The 16,088-nt window shown below is 38.9% G+C and carries 12 protein-coding genes and 2 pseudogenes; 3 read left to right on the top strand and 11 right to left on the bottom strand.

Translation table 11 applies throughout. The annotated features are described in order from the left end of the window. Positions 1–13 precede the first annotated feature (13 nt). Positions 14–1,864 (bottom strand): annotated as a pseudogene (gene mutL / locus ACFJIZ_RS13425) (DNA mismatch repair endonuclease MutL). 186 nt (positions 1,865–2,050) lie between these two features. Between mutL and ACFJIZ_RS13430 the strand changes: the two are divergent. Together ACFJIZ_RS13430 and ACFJIZ_RS13435 are read left to right on the top strand one after the other, a co-directional pair. After that, positions 2,051–3,709 carry an amidohydrolase gene (locus tag ACFJIZ_RS13430; protein ID WP_379084831.1) on the top strand — a complete coding sequence of 553 codons (1,659 nt, stop codon included), beginning with the start codon at positions 2,051–2,053 and terminating at the stop codon, positions 3,707–3,709. Further along, positions 3,654–5,447: a serine hydrolase domain-containing protein gene (locus tag ACFJIZ_RS13435; RefSeq protein WP_379084834.1), complete on the top strand. Its 1,794-nt coding sequence runs from the start codon at positions 3,654–3,656 to the stop codon at positions 5,445–5,447. The genes ACFJIZ_RS13430 and ACFJIZ_RS13435 overlap by 56 nt, the downstream gene beginning before the upstream one ends. A 373-nt stretch (positions 5,448–5,820) precedes the next feature. Here the strand turns inward: ACFJIZ_RS13435 and ACFJIZ_RS13440 are convergent, their stop codons facing one another. Then, positions 5,821–6,651 carry a DUF6929 family protein gene (locus ACFJIZ_RS13440; RefSeq protein WP_379084837.1) on the bottom strand — a complete coding sequence of 277 codons (831 nt, stop codon included), beginning with the start codon at positions 6,649–6,651 and terminating at the stop codon, positions 5,821–5,823. 73 nt (positions 6,652–6,724) lie between these two features. Further along, positions 6,725–7,686 (bottom strand): annotated as a pseudogene (locus ACFJIZ_RS13445) (isopenicillin N synthase family dioxygenase). A 216-nt stretch (positions 7,687–7,902) separates the two neighbouring features. Between ACFJIZ_RS13445 and msrA the strand changes: the two are divergent. Continuing rightward, positions 7,903–8,502, top strand: coding sequence for a peptide-methionine (S)-S-oxide reductase MsrA (msrA, locus tag ACFJIZ_RS13450; RefSeq protein WP_379084840.1), 600 nt, complete (start codon positions 7,903–7,905; stop codon positions 8,500–8,502). Between the two features lie 58 nt (positions 8,503–8,560). Here the strand turns inward: msrA and ACFJIZ_RS13455 are convergent, their stop codons facing one another. From ACFJIZ_RS13455 to ACFJIZ_RS13490, 8 genes are all read right to left on the bottom strand, one after another. Then, a complete protein-coding gene (locus tag ACFJIZ_RS13455) occupies positions 8,561–9,526 on the bottom strand; it encodes an acetyl-CoA carboxylase carboxyltransferase subunit alpha (RefSeq protein ID WP_379084843.1) in 966 nt (321 codons plus the stop codon). Positions 9,527–9,882: 356 nt separating this feature from the next. Beyond that, positions 9,883–10,746 (bottom strand): SPFH domain-containing protein, encoded by an 864-nt coding sequence (locus ACFJIZ_RS13460; RefSeq protein WP_379084846.1) that lies wholly within the window; start codon positions 10,744–10,746, stop codon positions 9,883–9,885. 5 nt (positions 10,747–10,751) lie between these two features. Further along, a complete protein-coding gene (locus ACFJIZ_RS13465) occupies positions 10,752–10,925 on the bottom strand; it encodes a hypothetical protein (RefSeq protein WP_379084849.1) in 174 nt (57 codons plus the stop codon). A 107-nt stretch (positions 10,926–11,032) separates the two neighbouring features. Next, positions 11,033–12,622 (bottom strand): S10 family peptidase, encoded by a 1,590-nt coding sequence (locus ACFJIZ_RS13470; protein ID WP_379084851.1) that lies wholly within the window; start codon positions 12,620–12,622, stop codon positions 11,033–11,035. A gap of 127 nt (positions 12,623–12,749) precedes the next feature. Further along, complete coding sequence (locus tag ACFJIZ_RS13475; protein ID WP_379084854.1) at positions 12,750–14,018, bottom strand: ectonucleotide pyrophosphatase/phosphodiesterase; 1,269 nt, start codon at positions 14,016–14,018, stop codon at positions 12,750–12,752. An 8-nt stretch (positions 14,019–14,026) separates the two neighbouring features. Next, positions 14,027–15,268 carry an alpha-amylase family glycosyl hydrolase gene (locus ACFJIZ_RS13480; RefSeq protein ID WP_379084857.1) on the bottom strand — a complete coding sequence of 414 codons (1,242 nt, stop codon included), beginning with the start codon at positions 15,266–15,268 and terminating at the stop codon, positions 14,027–14,029. After that, entirely contained in the window at positions 15,268–15,585 is a 318-nt protein-coding gene (locus tag ACFJIZ_RS13485; RefSeq protein WP_379084860.1) for a hypothetical protein, read from the bottom strand. The genes ACFJIZ_RS13480 and ACFJIZ_RS13485 overlap by 1 nt, the downstream gene beginning before the upstream one ends. Then, complete coding sequence (locus ACFJIZ_RS13490; protein ID WP_379084862.1) at positions 15,578–15,934, bottom strand: hypothetical protein; 357 nt, start codon at positions 15,932–15,934, stop codon at positions 15,578–15,580. Before ACFJIZ_RS13490 ends, ACFJIZ_RS13485 begins: the two co-directional genes overlap by 8 nt. Positions 15,935–16,088: the final 154 nt, after the last annotated feature.

Below are 16,088 nucleotides of genomic sequence, written 5' to 3' on the forward strand. Positions count from 1 at the left end.
ACCTCATTCAATTTTATTTATCAAATTTCTGTGCAATTTCTGTTAGGGCTATGGTCTGTATCACTGGCCTACCACTAATGCTAAAGTTAGGTGTTTTACAGGCAAAAAGTTCTTCGATCAAGGTATTCATTTCTTGTTGACTCAAAGCTGTTCCTGCTTTAATGGCACTATTTCTGGCCATGCTTCTGGCCAACGAGTCACGTTTATCCAACTTCAGTTCTTGCTGCGAGTTTTTAAATCCTTCGATCAAATGCTCAAATAATTGTGTTTCGTTAATATTGCTGCTGCCCAGATCAACAGGTATCCCTTCAATTACCAATGTGTTTTTCCCAAATTCCCTCACTTCAAAACCTAAGCTCTTGATATCTTCCAACAAACTCTTCGCCAATTCGTAATCATTTGGGCTTAAAGTTACCGTTTGTGGGAAGAGACTCTGTTGCGATGCCCCTTTCCGATCTTCCAGATGTAGCAAAAATCTTTCGTATAAAATCCGTTCGTGCGCCGCCTGCTGGTCGATCACCATCATACCAGACTTGATCTGCGAAACAATATAACGATGATGTAGCTGCATAAATTGTTTCTGCACGGGCTCAAATTCATCATCTTTTTGATGACTACTGCCCAAATCTATCGTTGCCTGTTCTGGTAAATGGTGATTGGTAATCTCGTACAATGAACCCCAATTTTTACTTGGTGCCATGTGTTGGTTCTGATTTCTAGATGTAATCCCCTCCCGAGTTGGTGCCTTTGTTGGTGTAAAAGGATTAAAATCTGGATTAAAAGAAATACTTGGTGGCACGATATCTTCGGGTGCTTTATGACTGATCATATTGCTGAAGCCAGTTTCTTGGTCGAAATCTATAGTTGGACTGATGTTAAACCTACCCAAAGATCTTTTACCGCCGAGTGGATGATCGCATAAATCGATTTCTCATCCAAATATTTGATTCTCTGTTTTTGTAGGATGGACATTGACATCGATCTTTGCAGGATCAATATCGATAAACAATACATATAGTGGAAAGTTGTCATCAGGTAACAAGTCCTGATAAGCTTTATTTACCGCATGGTTAAGATAGGCATCTTTGATAAAACGATCATTCACAAAGAAAAACTGCTCACCTCTGGTTTTTTTGGCAAACTCTGGTTTACCGATAAAACCCTTAAGGTTGATAATGGTGGTTTCTTCTTCAACTGGGATCAAGCGTTCGTTATAGTTGTTGCCAAACAAATGCACAATCCTTTGTTTCATGGCCGATGCTGGCAAACGATATACCTCAACCCCATCGTGATGTAGACTAAAGGCAATATTTGGTTTGGCCAAGGCTACCCTTTGAAATTCGTCGATGATGTGACGCATCTCTGCCGGATTGCTTTTTAAAAAATTACGTCGGGCCGGTGTATTGTAAAAAAGGTTTTTAATGCTAATACTGGTACCATCAGCTGTACCCACAGGTTCTTGTTTGATAAAAGAAGCCCCTTCGATCTGTATCAAGGTACCCACTTCGTCTTCATGACGTTTGGTTTTCATCTCTACCTGTGCAATGGCCGCAATCGAAGCCATGGCCTCGCCCCTAAAACCCATGGTGCGGATGGCAAATAGGTCTTCGGCCTTGCGCACTTTGGAAGTAGCATGGCGCTCAAAACACATCCTTGCATCGGTAATGCTCATCCCGCAACCATTGTCTATCACCTGGATAAGGGCTTTACCTGCATCTTTAACGATCAGTTGTATCTTATCCGCTCCTGCATCTATGGCATTTTCAAGTAATTCTTTTACCGCTGATGCAGGTCGCTGCACCACCTCTCCTGCCGCAATTTGATTGGCAACACTATCGGGTAAAAGTTGTATAATATCAGACATTTATATTCTTTGTAAGGTTGCTAATTTAGCGAAAATAAGCCTTATCCCTATGGCAGATTTCACATTGTTGATACTAAATGACTTAGCTTTGAACATTTATTAACTTAGCAGAAAATTTACTTATCCAATTGTTCATTTGTTAAGCTGTTAATTGAAAACTGTGAACTGATTTTATATCTTTAAAAGATGAAACAAATACTCTCGCTATGTGCATTGCTTTTGATCTTATGCAGCTGTAATAAGCCTAAAGCAGATCTGATGATCTATAATGCAAAAATCTATACCGTTAACGATAAATTTGATGTTGCTGAAGCCATTGTGGTTAAAGATGGTAAGATCCTTGCCGTTGGCGCTACAGCCGATATCCGTAAGCAATATAGCGCTACGGAAGAAGTAGATGCAAATGGAAAAGCGGTTTATCCTGGTTTTATCGATGCACATGCCCACTTTTTTGGCTATGGTGAGAGTTTACAAAGTGCCGATTTAAGAGGCACCACTAGCTGGGACGAAGTAATTGCACGGGTTACCGAGTTTGCAAAAACCCATCCTGATGGCTGGTTAACTGGTCGTGGGTGGGACCAAAACGACTGGGCCGACAAACAATTTCCGAATAAAGACAAACTGGACCAATTGTTCCCAAACAGACCAGTATTATTGGAAAGAATTGATGGACATGCTTCCATTGCCAACCAAAGCGCATTAAACGCAGCTGGTATTACCAAATCTTTTGCGCTAACTGGTGGAGATATTGTAGACAAAGATGGCAAGCTAACCGGACTGTTAATTGACAATGCCGTAGAATTGGTGGCCAACAAAGTTCCAGCTGCTGATGAGACAAAAGCCAAAAAGATTTTGCTGGATGCCCAGAAGAATTGCTTTGAGGTGGGCCTAACTACGATAGATGATTGTGGGTTAGATTACGATGCAGTTGAGTTTATCGAAAAACTACACAAAGACAAGAGCTTAAAGATGCGTTTATACGTAATGCTTTCTGATGCCGAAAAAAATTACGATTATTTATTTAAAAGAGGGGCCATTAAAACAGACAGACTAAATGTAAGATCATTTAAAGTGTATGGTGATGGGGCTTTGGGCTCTAGAGGTGCCTGTTTATTACGTCCTTATACCGATATGCCTACTAAAAAAGGCTTCTTGTTAAGCGACATCAAACATTTTGAGGAAGTAGCAAAAAAAATAAATTCACATAACTTTCAGATGTGTACCCATGCCATTGGCGATTCGGCCAACCGCAGTATCCTGAAAATATACAATGAAGTATTGGGTGGCAAAAATGACAAACGCTGGCGCATTGAACATGCCCAAGTGGTGGCTCCAGAAGACTTTAACCTATTTGGCAAAGCCAGTGTTGTGCCTTCTGTACAGCCTACACATGCTACTTCAGATATGTATTGGGCAGCAGACCGTTTAGGCAGCGACAGAGTAAAAGGTGCCTATGCCTACAAACAATTGTTGGCCCAAAATGGTTGGATACCATTAGGAACTGATTTCCCGGTTGAACAGATCAACCCGATGCTTACCTTTTATGCCGCTACGATCAGAAAAGATGCAAAAAACTTCCCTGCAGGAGGGTTTCAGATGGAAAATGCCCTGAGCCCTGAAGAAGCTTTACGCGGAATGACGATTTGGGCGGCCAAGGCCAACTTTGAGGAAAAGGAAAAAGGAAGCCTCGAAGTTGGGAAATTCGCTGATTTTGTGATGTTGGAAAACGATATCATGAAAGCCACTGGCGAGCAGATTCTAAACAATAAAGTGTTAAAAACATACCTAAATGGAGAGAAAGTATATGAGCGCATCGTGGACAAGTCAACTACAATTAAAAAATAAAAACACCGTCATCTTGTCTATCAATGATAGACAGGGCTTTATAAATATGAAAAAAAACAACCTGATAGGTATAATTGCCACGTTTTTAGCCTTTATTTTCACCTTAAGTGCTTGTGCACAAGACCACAAACAGAACGAGAACAGATTAAAAACAATCAATGCCATTGCCAATAGTACAGTACTGCTCAACAATCAAGAAGGTTTTATCCCAGTTACGAAATTAGCAGAGAAAAAATTCGTTTCTGTTGATTTGGGCTTTACCTATCAAAGTTCTTTTGATAGTTTACTCAATAAATATGCTGATGTAAAATCGTTAAGCGCCGCTAAGTATAAAGATTCGGCTACGCTGAATGACCTAGATGACGACCTCAAATTTTTCAGTACGGTAATCATTCCCATTACCGACCAAATGGCCAACAATGGAAAATATCTCAATTTCATCAGCAGTGTAGCAAAGCACAAGGAAGTGATCTTGGCTGTTTTTGGAGAGGGTAAAAGTTTAGCTGCCTTTGATAATTTAAGTACACCAATCGTATGGAGTCCACAGGCAAATAACGAAGCAGCGATGGTAGTGCCACAAATCATGTTTGGAGGTATTGCTGCCCAACAGACCTTAAGCAAAACCTATTCAGGAAAATATACTGTAGGCTCAGGTTACAAAACAACAGTAACCCGTTTAAAATATACCGTGCCCGAAGATGCGGGTGTAAATACCGAAGAGCTGAATGCAGTTGATAAAATTGCGGCCGAGGCCATTGCAGGTAAAGCAGCGCCAGGCATTGTGGTTTTGGTAGCTAAAGATGGAAAGGTCATCTACAACAAAGCCTTTGGTTACCATACCTATGACAATACCGTAGCTGATCAGGTAACCGATATTTTCGACATGGCCTCTGTAACCAAGATTACAGCAACCACACCAAGTGTAATGCGTTTGGTTGAAGAGAACAAGTTAAAACTAGATACCAATATCGGTTTCTATATCCCAAGGGCCCGCAACACCCCTATGAATGCAATCAACGTTCGTGAGGTAATGTTGCACCAAGCCGGATTTATCCCTTATATTCCTTTTCATAACTTTGTGAAGGAAGGAGATTACAGCAGGGATTCTTCAGCGCTTTTCCCAACAAAGGTGGCAGATAATTACTATGTTAAAAAAGGTTTTTTCAGTGATTTTATGTGGCCTAAGATGCTAAACTCACCCATCAAAACCCGTGGGAGTTATGTGTACAGCGATATAAGTATGTATGTAATGCAGGATATTGTAGAACAGATTACAGAAGAACCGCTAGACAAATACGTTTTGGACAATTTCTATACGCCGTTGGGTATGCATACCGCTGGTTACCTACCCAGAAACCGTTTCGATAAAAGTAGAATCGTACCTACGGAAGATGACAAGGTTTTTAGAAAAACTTTGTTAGAGGGTTATGTGCATGACCAAGGCGCTGCCCTCAAAGGCGGGGTTGCAGGTCATGCTGGTTTATTTGCCAATGCCAACGATTTAGCCATTTATTATCAACTGATGTTGAATAAAGGCACTTATGGTGGCGAACAATATTTTAAGCCACAAACAGTAGAAGCATTTACCAGCAAGCAATCTAATGTAAGCAGAAGAGGCTTAGGATTTGACCGCTGGGATCCAGATGCGACTAAGAAGTATCCTTCAGAATTGGCCTCTTCTCAGACCTTTGGGCATACGGGTTATACAGGTATTGGGGTTTGGGTAGAATCCAAGTAGAGGATTGGTGTATATCTTCTTATCCAACCGTGTGCATCCTACTGTGAGTGAGCAATTGGGCAAATTGAACATCAGACCACGGATACAGGATGCCATTAACAAAGCAATAGATAAAGGGAATAAATAGATCAGATATTGTTGAGATAACAGATTTTGACCAATGGTATAAAAATCATTAAGATGTCAGTCTGAGCCTATCGAAGACCAAATCGATAAATACTTCGACAAGCTCAGCATGACAATTCTTAGTAAGAATAGAGATTGCAAATCTTAACTAGTTATATAAAATCAATACAATGTCAGTCTGAGCCTGTCGAAGACCAAATCAATAAATGTTTCGCCAAGCTCAGCATGACAATTCTTAATTGACCTATTAAATAGTTAAGCTATAGATAATCGTTTCCAAACTTTCGGTATCCCTATCTTCACAAAGTAAAAATTCAATCCCATTGGCATCTTGTTTAAAAAATGAAATGCCTTCAAACTTTTGATGTTCGGAAATCTTCTTAGTATAGTTTAGGCGCAATGTTTTAGCATCTATGCTTCCCATATAACTACCTAAAATCTCTCCATCGTTAAATGTAGAGTTGGTATCTTCAACCGCTGCGATAAAATAAATTTGATTTTGGCGCAAAATGGCATCGGTAAACGACGCTACCAAATGATTGGTCTTTTGTAGCACAATAGGGAAGAACTCCATTTTATCAGCTTTAAGCAAGTGCTTCCCAACAATCTTGATGATTCCATTCTTCGCCGAATTTCCATTCCCACGATTAAACAAAAACCATTCCTCGCCAGTAAAAATTGCGCCTTCAATATTCAGGTTGGCATCATCGATTAAAGTTGCTTGTTTGATATTGTGGTAAAGTGCTGATAAGTCATGTCGAACAATCTCTTTTGTTCGAAGATGGTACTCAATCATCAAATTTCGATTTGCTTCAGAACCAGAACTCATTATAAAAAGCACCCCATTGTGATGACAAAGTACTTCAAAATCTGGTTTATCTTTTTTAGGAATATTATCCAACTGACTTTGATCAGGTAAGAGTTGTATCCTATTTAGCTTTTGATCAGCAATATGATAGGCATATAGATAACCACTATTGTCACCGATGATATAGAGCAGATCTTGAGCTAGAAATAAGCCCGAGGCAGATCCAACTCCCTTGATCTTGGCGAAAACTGCTAAATCATTTTGATGCATAGGTTTATATTAAAAAAGCGCTAAGGTTAATTAGCGCTTTATATTTTTGTTTAAAAATGCAGATTACAGAAAATTATTTCTTTAAACCAATTTCTCTCAAACGTTCGTCCAAGTACTCACCAGCAGTCATATCGCTATATACTTTTGGGTGTTCGGCATCAATGGTAGATGGCAAACTTGTCAAATCCATATCCGAACGTGGGTGTAAGAAAAACGGCACAGAGAAACGTGAAGTTTTCATCAGTTCGCGTGGTGGATTAACTACCCTGTGGGTGGTAGATTTCAACTTGTTGTTGGTTAAACGTTGCAACATGTCGCCTACGTTTACTACGATGTCGGTATGATGGGCTTTGATCGGCAACCATTCGTTGCTTCTTGTCAACACTTCCAGACCATCGGCACTTGCACCGATCAACAAAGTGATCAGATTGATGTCTTCGTGCGCACCTGCACGTACCGCATCATCAGGTAAGGCATCAGGATCTTCTATCGGAAAATAATGGATCCTCTTAAAATAGAGTTTCCGTTATGTACATGCGCATCGAAATAATTAACAGGTAAGCTCAAATAGGTAGCAATGGCACGCAATAAATGTTTGCCATTTTCTTCCAGCTTCTGATAAATTTCTCTGGTTACTGGATTAAACTCTTCAATTTCTTCCAACACCTCATTGTCTGGATATTCCTTTTTGATTGGATCACCATCGCTAACTTCTTGACCGATCTGCCAAAATTCCTTTAGATCGGCAGTTTTGGCACCTTTTGCCGTTTCTTTACCAGCACTGGTATAACCACGTTGGCCAGCTAGTTCTGGTTTTTCATATTTGCGCTTGGTTTCTACCGGTAGGGCAAAAACGGCTTTGATGTTTGCATATAGTTTATCGATCAATTCCTGACTTACGCCATGATTGGTAATGGTTACAAAACCAGAATCATTAAACGCTCTTCCTAATTCGTCAGAAAATTTTTTACGTTGTTCTTCATTACCATTGATATAAGTACCAAGATCAAGGCAAGGGATATACGGTGTAGACATATAATTTTATTTTAATGAATATTTAAATTTAGAAAAGTTATGTTAATAAACCTTAATAGCTTTATTTTTTGTTAGCTAACAAATTAAAGAACAAATTGTTAAGTTATTAACAAATTAAGGATATGTATTGAGATTGTCAAGACGATATCCCTTTTTTATATTCAAAAACTTTAATAACTTGTTTTGCGTATACTTACTAAAGTAAAATGCGCCACAATGAAAAAATTAGCAATCCTTATCTTAATCTTCCTATCTATGCAAGAAGCTGATGCACAAAAACAAAAATTACAGAAAGCCACATTTGGAATGGGGTGTTTCTGGTGTACCGAAGCCCTTTTTCAACGTTTAAATGGCGTTTCAAGTGTTAAATCTGGGTATGAAGGTGGAGATGTACCCAACCCAACTTATGAAGAAGTTTGTACAGGGACAACCAATCATGCCGAAGTGATCGAAGTAACCTATGACCCAGCCAAAATAAGCTACGATGAGCTTTTAGAGGTTTTTTGGAAAAGTCATGACCCAACCACTTTAAACAGACAAGGTGCAGATGTTGGCACACAATACCGCTCGGTTATTTTTTACCATACCGATGAGCAAAAAGCAACTGCAACCAAATACAAAGAGGAATTGAACAAGGCAAATGCCTTTGGCAAACCTGTTGTAACCGAAATTACAAAGGCCGAACCTTTTTATGTGGCAGAAAACTATCATCAAGATTATTTTATCAAAAATGGAGAATTGCCTTATTGCCGTTTGGTGATCCTACCTAAGATGGAAAAACTAGAAAAGCTGTTCAAGGCCAAACTAAAAAACTAGCCAAAAACAAAAAGCCCCAAGATAAAATCTTGGGGCTTTTTAATATCACATTATATTGTTAACCTTCGTTAACCACACCCATCGAACAGAATTTCTCAATCCTCGTTGCGATCAACTTATCGGTATTTACTTTTTTAAGTTCTTTCAGATCTTTTAAGATCTGTTTTTTAAGCGTTTCGCCCATTAATTCAGGGTTTTGATGTGCTCCACCCAATGGCTCTTTTACAACTCCATCTATTAATTTGTTGTTGAACATATCTTCAGAAGTCAATTTTAGACATTCTGCAGCTTTTTCTTTAAAATCCCAACTTCTCCATAAAATAGAAGAACAAGACTCTGGCGAGATTACAGAATACCAAGTATGTTCTAACATGTATACGTGGTCGCCGATACCAATGCCCAATGCACCACCAGAAGCGCCCTCTCCTACCACAAAGCATAAAATTGGCACTCTTAATACCGACATTTCCAACAAGTTACGCGCAATAGCTTCTCCTTGTCCGCGTTCTTCGGCCTCCAAACCTGGATAAGCACCCATGGTATCGATAAAAGAGATTACAGGTTTGTTAAATTTCTCGGCCAAACGCATCAATCGCAATGCTTTTCTATAACCTTCAGGATTGGCCATACCGAAATTGCGGTACTGACGCTCTTTGGTATTTTTTCCTTTTTGGTGACCGATGACCATTACTGTCTGCCCATCAATTGTTGCAAAACCACCGATAATGGCTTTATCGTCTTTTACCGTTCTGTCGCCATGCAATTCGATGAAATCATCGCAGATCATACTGATGTAATCTAAGGTTTGAGGCCTTTCTGCGTGACGAGACATCTGAACTTTTTGCCAACCTGTTAGGTTGTTATAAAGGTTTTTGCTGGTTGTAGCTACCTTTTCGTCAAGTTCTGCCAAGGTTGCAGACATGTCTACTTTTGTTTTATCAGCAACTTGCTTTACCTTTTCAATCTGCTGCATTAAATCAGCTAAAGGCTTTTCGAAATCGAAGGATGTTTTGATCTGTTCCATAAGCGGGTTACAAAAATAGGGAATTATCCCGAAACATAATGCAATAAAAATTCAGATGTTAAATAGTCTTAACTATCCATTAAGAAACTGATTAAAGTTATTGGATTGTGTTTCCACAATCCAATATTCAAAATATTAAGGAAATTAATATTTTGAAAGATAAAATAGTGATAAGAAGATAAATAATATAATCATGACCCAATCTTTAAAATTTCTATCCATTTGCCAAAAACTTAAATATCCATCTCCCTCTTGTTTCCATCTTTTCATATCTCTTCTGTTCCAAAGAATTAATCCTATCGCAAAAAAGAAACATAATATACTTTTGGTTAAATAACTAAATGCAGATATATCTATCATTTTATCGGCATCATCAAGCTTGTACTTCCACCTGCTTGTGTAGTTGGTAATTTACCATCCCATTTTTTAATCCACTCTTGCTGTATTAACATTGGTGTTAAAGAAGCTTGTCTTAAACGATTGGCTTCAGATTCTGATTTTGCCCTAACCAATAATGCCTGAGCTTCACCCTGTGCAGTTGCCACTTTTACTTTAGCTTCCGCATCTGCTTGTTTAGCTTGGTTTTCTGCTTTTAACCTTGCCTGAATGGATGCGTTTTTCTCATCTATCATTTGTCGCAAACTTTCTGGCGGTGTAATCGCTGAAGTTAGTTGATCATATATAAAACCATCTTTACTTAAGTTTTTGGTCAAAATATTTTGGATTCGATCTTCAAATTTTTCTCTATTAGACATTACCGAATCTGAGCTGAACGAATTGGCAACAATCCGATAAGCATCATAAATCGTATTGCGCATAAACTGCTGTTCGATTTCATTTAAAGGTTTGCGGTATTGTCTATAGATTTGAGGTACCATCAATGCATTAACGTGGTAATTTAATTTAGGGTCTACTTTAAATTCGGCCGCATCTTTGGTAGTCACTACAAATGGATCATAATCCACGGATTGAGTATATGTAGGAAATTCGACAATTTTAGTGGTCCAACTGTTGTACCAAACCCTACCTGTAACAATGGTAATGTTATCCACCCCTCTATCAGAACCATATAAGTTAATTTTTATCCCCACATTACCAGCATCAATATTTTCGTAAGTAAATGGTTGAATAACCCATACAATAAGTAAAACGATAAATATAACGACGTGCTTAATTAACCGTTTAATTAGAGGTTTTTTGTCTGTTTCTTGAAAGCTCATTAATTTTAGATTTTTTTAAATAAAATGGTGATAGATTGATACACGATCGCCAACCCAAGTAAAACTTCAAACACCCCAATCGCTACTTCAGTATTTGAAGGTTCGCTAATGTTGTTTACGCCTAAAGTAATTAGTATAATGGCAGCGATTACTCTGATTAGAATAATTATTGGTTTCATTGTTACGGGCCCTATTTTACTGTAATAATAGCTAATTGCGTCCCAAAATCAAAGCATAAAAAATGGTCTGCAACGAACTGCAGACCATTCCAATTTTATTCATTTTTTTAGAACTTGGCAGGTACGCCAGGTTTTGGCAATGCTTTTTCAATAAAGTCTCTGATGTGCTCGTTGCCCATTTTCAGATCTGGTTTACGCAGGTACATCATGTGTCCACTTTCGTAACCTTCCCAGCTCATCCTATCTTTTAACTTGCCACTTGGATCCATTTGCCACATGTTGTATTTGGCATTGAAATAATCGCAGGCACCATCATAATAGCCAGATTGAACCAAAACATGCAGGTAAGGATTTTGGGCCATCGCTGCACGTAGGTTTTCGCCAGTACGGTCGCCTGTATTGTCCCATGGGTTAACTGGACCGAACATATTATATTTCAAGTCTGTTTTGTAGTTCAGCTCATTACGCAGGTACATATTAATGGCAGGTGTAAACGAATGCAACCAAGAGGTCAGCTCTGCATTGTAATCAGGGCCATTGCCCGCATCAGAACGATCGATACCTTTGTATCTCGAATCCAATCTTCCAACGGTAAATCCTTTATCGCGCAACAATTCTTTCCAAAATAGATTGGTAGAAACATCCAAGTTGTTTTGCATGATCACCTTTTCTGAAAGACCAGAGAATCTGGCCATTTTTGCGGCGATCTTCTGCTTTTCGGCCATTGGTAAAAATCCGCCTTTGGTAATTGCAGGAATCAATTCATTTACCGTAAAGTTTTCTACTTCTGGCAACATATCGGTTAGTTTTTTACCCTGTAGATCTGCTGGTAACATTTTGTGGTACCAAGCTGTAGCTGCAAAGTATGGTAAACGTAAAGCTGCATCTAATACTGTTCCTCTTTCCATGCCCAGTTCTGTTGGAGAAACCAAGATCACCCCATTCAGGTACATCCATTGGTTACTTTGCAGTTCAAGTGCCAAACCAGAAACACGGGTGGTACCATAACTTTCGCCAATCAAAAATTTAGGCGAGGCCCAACGGTTGTTACGGGTTACAAAAGTGTTCAACCACTCTGCTAGATAACGGATATCGGCTCTTACACCAAAGAATTTGCTTGTTGGCACATCTTTACTGGTTGCACGAGAATAACCTGTGTTTACTGGATCGATGTATACAATATCAGCAATATCTAAAATAGAACTGCTATTGTCTTTGTATCCATAAGGTTGGATCGGGTAACCTTCATCGTCAATGTTCAAAACTACTGGGCCTGTATAGGCAATGTGCATCCAAACAGAGGCCGAACCAGGGCCACCATTAAACGAAATCACCAATGGTCTTTTATCTTTATTTTGGATATCGGTACGTTCATAATAGGTATAGAACAAACCTGCAATCGGCTTGCCTTCCTCGTCCCATACCGGAAGTGTACCCGTAGTTGCTTTATATGGCACTTCTTTGCCTCTAATGGTTACGGTATGATTGGTGATCACCGTACTTTCTGGGTTGATTGTTCTTGATGGAGTATTTGCAACACGGGGAGCGGCTTCTTCTTTTACAGCCGCTGCAGGTGCAGCAGTACCAGGGGCAGTTGGTCGTTGACCATTAGGGTTTTGACCTTGAGTTCTTTGTTGAGCTTGGGCAAAAGTAATCAAACTCAATGCAATAAGAGTTGAGGTAAAAATTTTCTTCATTTGATTTAGGTTTGGTTGTAGCCATAAATATCAAAAATAGAAAACCATATTTAGCAAAAACACGAAATTGTTACTCAACTTTGAGCGTTGAAATCTGAGTGGTTTATCTTACTTATTATTCTTTTAACTAGGGATTGGCCAAGATAGGCGCCAAAACTTTTGCCTTGCCATCTACTTTGTTGGTATAGTTCAAACCTAAAATCTTAGCGATCAAGGGATAGATATTTACATTTTCGAATGCAGGGATTTTTAGGGCTGTTTTAAAATTTGGTCCCCATGCATAAAATATGGCATGCATATCTTTTATTGCTGGATCAAAACCATGCTGACCAGGGTCTGGTTTAATGCCATTGATATTAAATACATTTGGCAGTTTTGGCACCAATAGGATATCTCCAACCCTATTGTACTTATCTTCCTTTTTGTTGTAATGCCAAGCTTTTGGCACTTGCTTGCTCAAATAAACATCATAAGTGGTAGCTTCGGCCTTTAGCGCTTTATAAGTAGGTCTGATATCTACCTGATCATTGGCATATACATGTAGCAATACATTTCCTGGTGGCACTTTAAATCTGTTCAAGTCTATTGCTTTCGGCAGAGGAATTGTATTTTCTCTATCAATTGTGGTCATACCATGATCAGACACCACAATAAAGTTCACCTCTAAACCTGTTGATTTTGCCGCAGCCACCAATTTCCCAATGGCATCATCTACAATCTGTACTGCCGCTCTTGTTTCTTCAGAATCTACCGTATGTTTATGTGCAGCTTGGTCTACCTGCGGAAAATACAACGCCATAAAATGGGGTCTTTTTTCTGCTGGTAATTGTAACCAGTCTTTAACAACAGCTACCCTTCTATCTATGGGGATAGCTTCATTATAATTATATAGATAGGTAGGCCTTATCCCATCCATGGAGATTTCTGAACCTGGCCAATAAAAGATCGCACTTAACATCTTTTGTTGTTCTGCCAATACCCAAAGTGGCTTGCCACCATACCATGAGCTGTCTACAGCCATTGCTTTATCAGATTTTCTATACGTTACATTTCTGGCCTTATCATAAAAAATATTATCTACCACACCATGGTGGGCAGGGTACAATCCCGTTACGATCGTGTAGTGATTTGGGAAGGTTAATGAAGGATAAGAAGGTTTTAAATAATCGGCCTGCACACCACTTTCCCTTAATTTGAGCAGGTTTTTTGCTTGGTATTTATCAGCCAAATCCCATCTAAAGGCATCGATAGAAATTAAAATAACATAAGGCTTTTGCTGTTGTACTATACTATTTGTTCTATTGGCAATTACTTTTTGCGTAGTATCTTGAGCCTTGGCTATCGAAACCAAAAGAACAAATGAAACGATAAGTAAAGAAAACTTTTTAAAGCACATAGTTCAAATCAATTTAGGGCCTGCTTACTATAGATATGATATTCGCCAGGGGCCAACACGGTGCTATAGTTTGTAGTTGCTAAATTAATATTTGTTCCGCTTATTGCATCAATCCAATTGCCATTTGTTCCAAAATCTATATTTGCTGTTTGTGGGGTTACATCAAAATTACCTACCACCATTACGGTATTCGAACCATTAACCAACTTGATGTATTTAATTCCACCTGCCAAATTATAACTGGTATTGGTGGTAGCGAAAATGGCATTGTTCTTTTTCAGTTTGATAAATTTAGCATAGGCATTGTACAATGCTTTACGTCTACTGTCATCAAAATAATCCCATTTAATTGGCTTCTCTCCCAAACGCCCGTTAAAATCAATGCTATAATCATAGCCTAGCTCGCCAAATTGCCAAATCATCTTAGGTCCTGGAACTGCAAACAAGAACGCCGCTGCCATTTCTTCTCTTTTCAAAGCTGTGGTAAGGTCTTTAACCGAATAACCAGCCACTACATTACCGTAGGTTATATTTTTAAAATTCAAACGTTCTTCGTCATGACTTTCCATATAGCTCACCAGATTTTCTGATTTGCCAAAGCCATGTTTGCTAGAAAATGCCCACGAAAAATCTGAAGCACCCAACCAGCCCATTGTCGCTTCGTTCATGTTGTAATTGATATTTGCCCAAAGCATCATGCCATCATCTGCCAATACCTTTTCTTCGCTTGCATCTGCAAAATGTTCCAAGATAACGTAGAAATTATTGGGGTCAATACTCTTGATATAACTGTTGTAGTCTTTCCAAATGGCAATCCTACTGGCATCGTAAGCAGCAAAGCTTCCATCATCCGATGATGTCTTCTGTGTAAACCCTTTCGATAGGTCAAACCTAAACCCATCTATTTTATATTGCTGCATCCAATATTTCACTACATTTTTTACATAGTTTTTGGTTGCTGTGCTTTCGTGGTTAAAATCATAACCTACATTATAAGGGTGTTTGGCATCAACATTAAACCATGGGCTGTTAGCCGTTGGTTTATTGCCATCAAAATACAGTTGCACCATTGGCGATTGTCCAAATGCATGGTTCAGCACCATGTCCATGATTACCGCTATGCCTTTTCCATGGCATTCGTCTATAAAATTCTGTAGGGCCAGTTTAGTTCCGTAATATTTATCTGGAGCCAACGCATAAGAAATGTTATAGCCCCAGCTGATGTTACCTTCAAACTCTGTAACTGGCATCAATTCGATGGCATTGATCCTAGACTCACCAAATAATCCAATTTTTGTAAAGTAGAAGCATAAGTATGTTCGCTGGTAAAATCTCTGATCAGCAATTCATAGATTACCAAGTTGTTTTTATCAGGTCTGGTAAAACTGTTGTTCTTCCAGGTATATATAGGTTTGTTGGCCTGCATTACACTTACAATACCTGTTGTTTTACCTGTAGGATATGTTTTTAATCCAGGGTAGACTGAGGCACCGATAAAACCATCATTCATTGGATCCAACACCTTCTCGCAATAAGGGTCGGCAACCTTTAAACTTCCATCAACCATAAATTGATAGGCATATTCTGTGTTGGGATCTTAGGCCGTCTATCTGCACCCACCAAGTATTGTTATCAGGTGCCAGTTTCAGCTGATTGGCAGGTAAAGTTTGCCAATTGCTAAAATCGCCAATTACGTAAACCGAAGTTTTTGATGGCGCATATAAAGTTACGATTGCAGAAGTACCTCCATTGATAAAAACCACTCCATCCTTAGCTGCAGCAGGTAAAGGATAAGATGTAGGGGTTGGCGTTGTAGGGATTGTAGGTGTAGGATTGGGTTCTGGGAACGTTCCCGATTTCTTACAAGCTGAAGAAAGGAAAGCCATTACAGCTAACAAATAGATGATCTTTTTCATGGAGTGGATTGAAAGGTTGTTAGGTCCTGAATTTTAAAAATACTAATTATTAGTGATTTAATACCTTAAAAATTATTCTAGCGTTCTAAAAACAAATCTCAGCATCCTTAACTGTGTTAATTTCGTAGGTATGATTCCTTATTATGAAATTAAT

The sequence above is a fragment of the Pedobacter sp. UC225_65 genome, assembly GCF_042698365.1.
Taxonomy (GTDB): domain Bacteria; phylum Bacteroidota; class Bacteroidia; order Sphingobacteriales; family Sphingobacteriaceae; genus Pedobacter.

Coding starts and splice junctions, on each gene's coding strand:
- ACFJIZ_RS13485 (WP_379084860.1), bottom strand. CDS start 15,585: ATGGTTGATGGAAGTTTAAAGGTTGCCGACCCTTATTGCGAGAAGGTG.
- ACFJIZ_RS13470 (WP_379084851.1), bottom strand. CDS start 12,622: ATGAAGAAAATTTTTACCTCAACTCTTATTGCATTGAGTTTGATTACT.
- ACFJIZ_RS13490 (WP_379084862.1), bottom strand. CDS start 15,934: ATGAAAAAGATCATCTATTTGTTAGCTGTAATGGCTTTCCTTTCTTCA.
- ACFJIZ_RS13455 (WP_379084843.1), bottom strand. CDS start 9,526: ATGGAACAGATCAAAACATCCTTCGATTTCGAAAAGCCTTTAGCTGAT.
- ACFJIZ_RS13435 (WP_379084834.1), top strand. CDS start 3,654: ATGGAGAGAAAGTATATGAGCGCATCGTGGACAAGTCAACTACAATTA.
- ACFJIZ_RS13465 (WP_379084849.1), bottom strand. CDS start 10,925: ATGAAACCAATAATTATTCTAATCAGAGTAATCGCTGCCATTATACTA.
- msrA (WP_379084840.1), top strand. CDS start 7,903: ATGAAAAAATTAGCAATCCTTATCTTAATCTTCCTATCTATGCAAGAA.
- ACFJIZ_RS13430 (WP_379084831.1), top strand. CDS start 2,051: ATGAAACAAATACTCTCGCTATGTGCATTGCTTTTGATCTTATGCAGC.
- ACFJIZ_RS13460 (WP_379084846.1), bottom strand. CDS start 10,746: ATGAGCTTTCAAGAAACAGACAAAAAACCTCTAATTAAACGGTTAATT.
- ACFJIZ_RS13475 (WP_379084854.1), bottom strand. CDS start 14,018: ATGTGCTTTAAAAAGTTTTCTTTACTTATCGTTTCATTTGTTCTTTTG.
- ACFJIZ_RS13480 (WP_379084857.1), bottom strand. CDS start 15,268: ATGCCAGTTACAGAGTTTGAAGGTAACATCAGCTGGGGCTATAACATT.
- ACFJIZ_RS13440 (WP_379084837.1), bottom strand. CDS start 6,651: ATGCATCAAAATGATTTAGCAGTTTTCGCCAAGATCAAGGGAGTTGGA.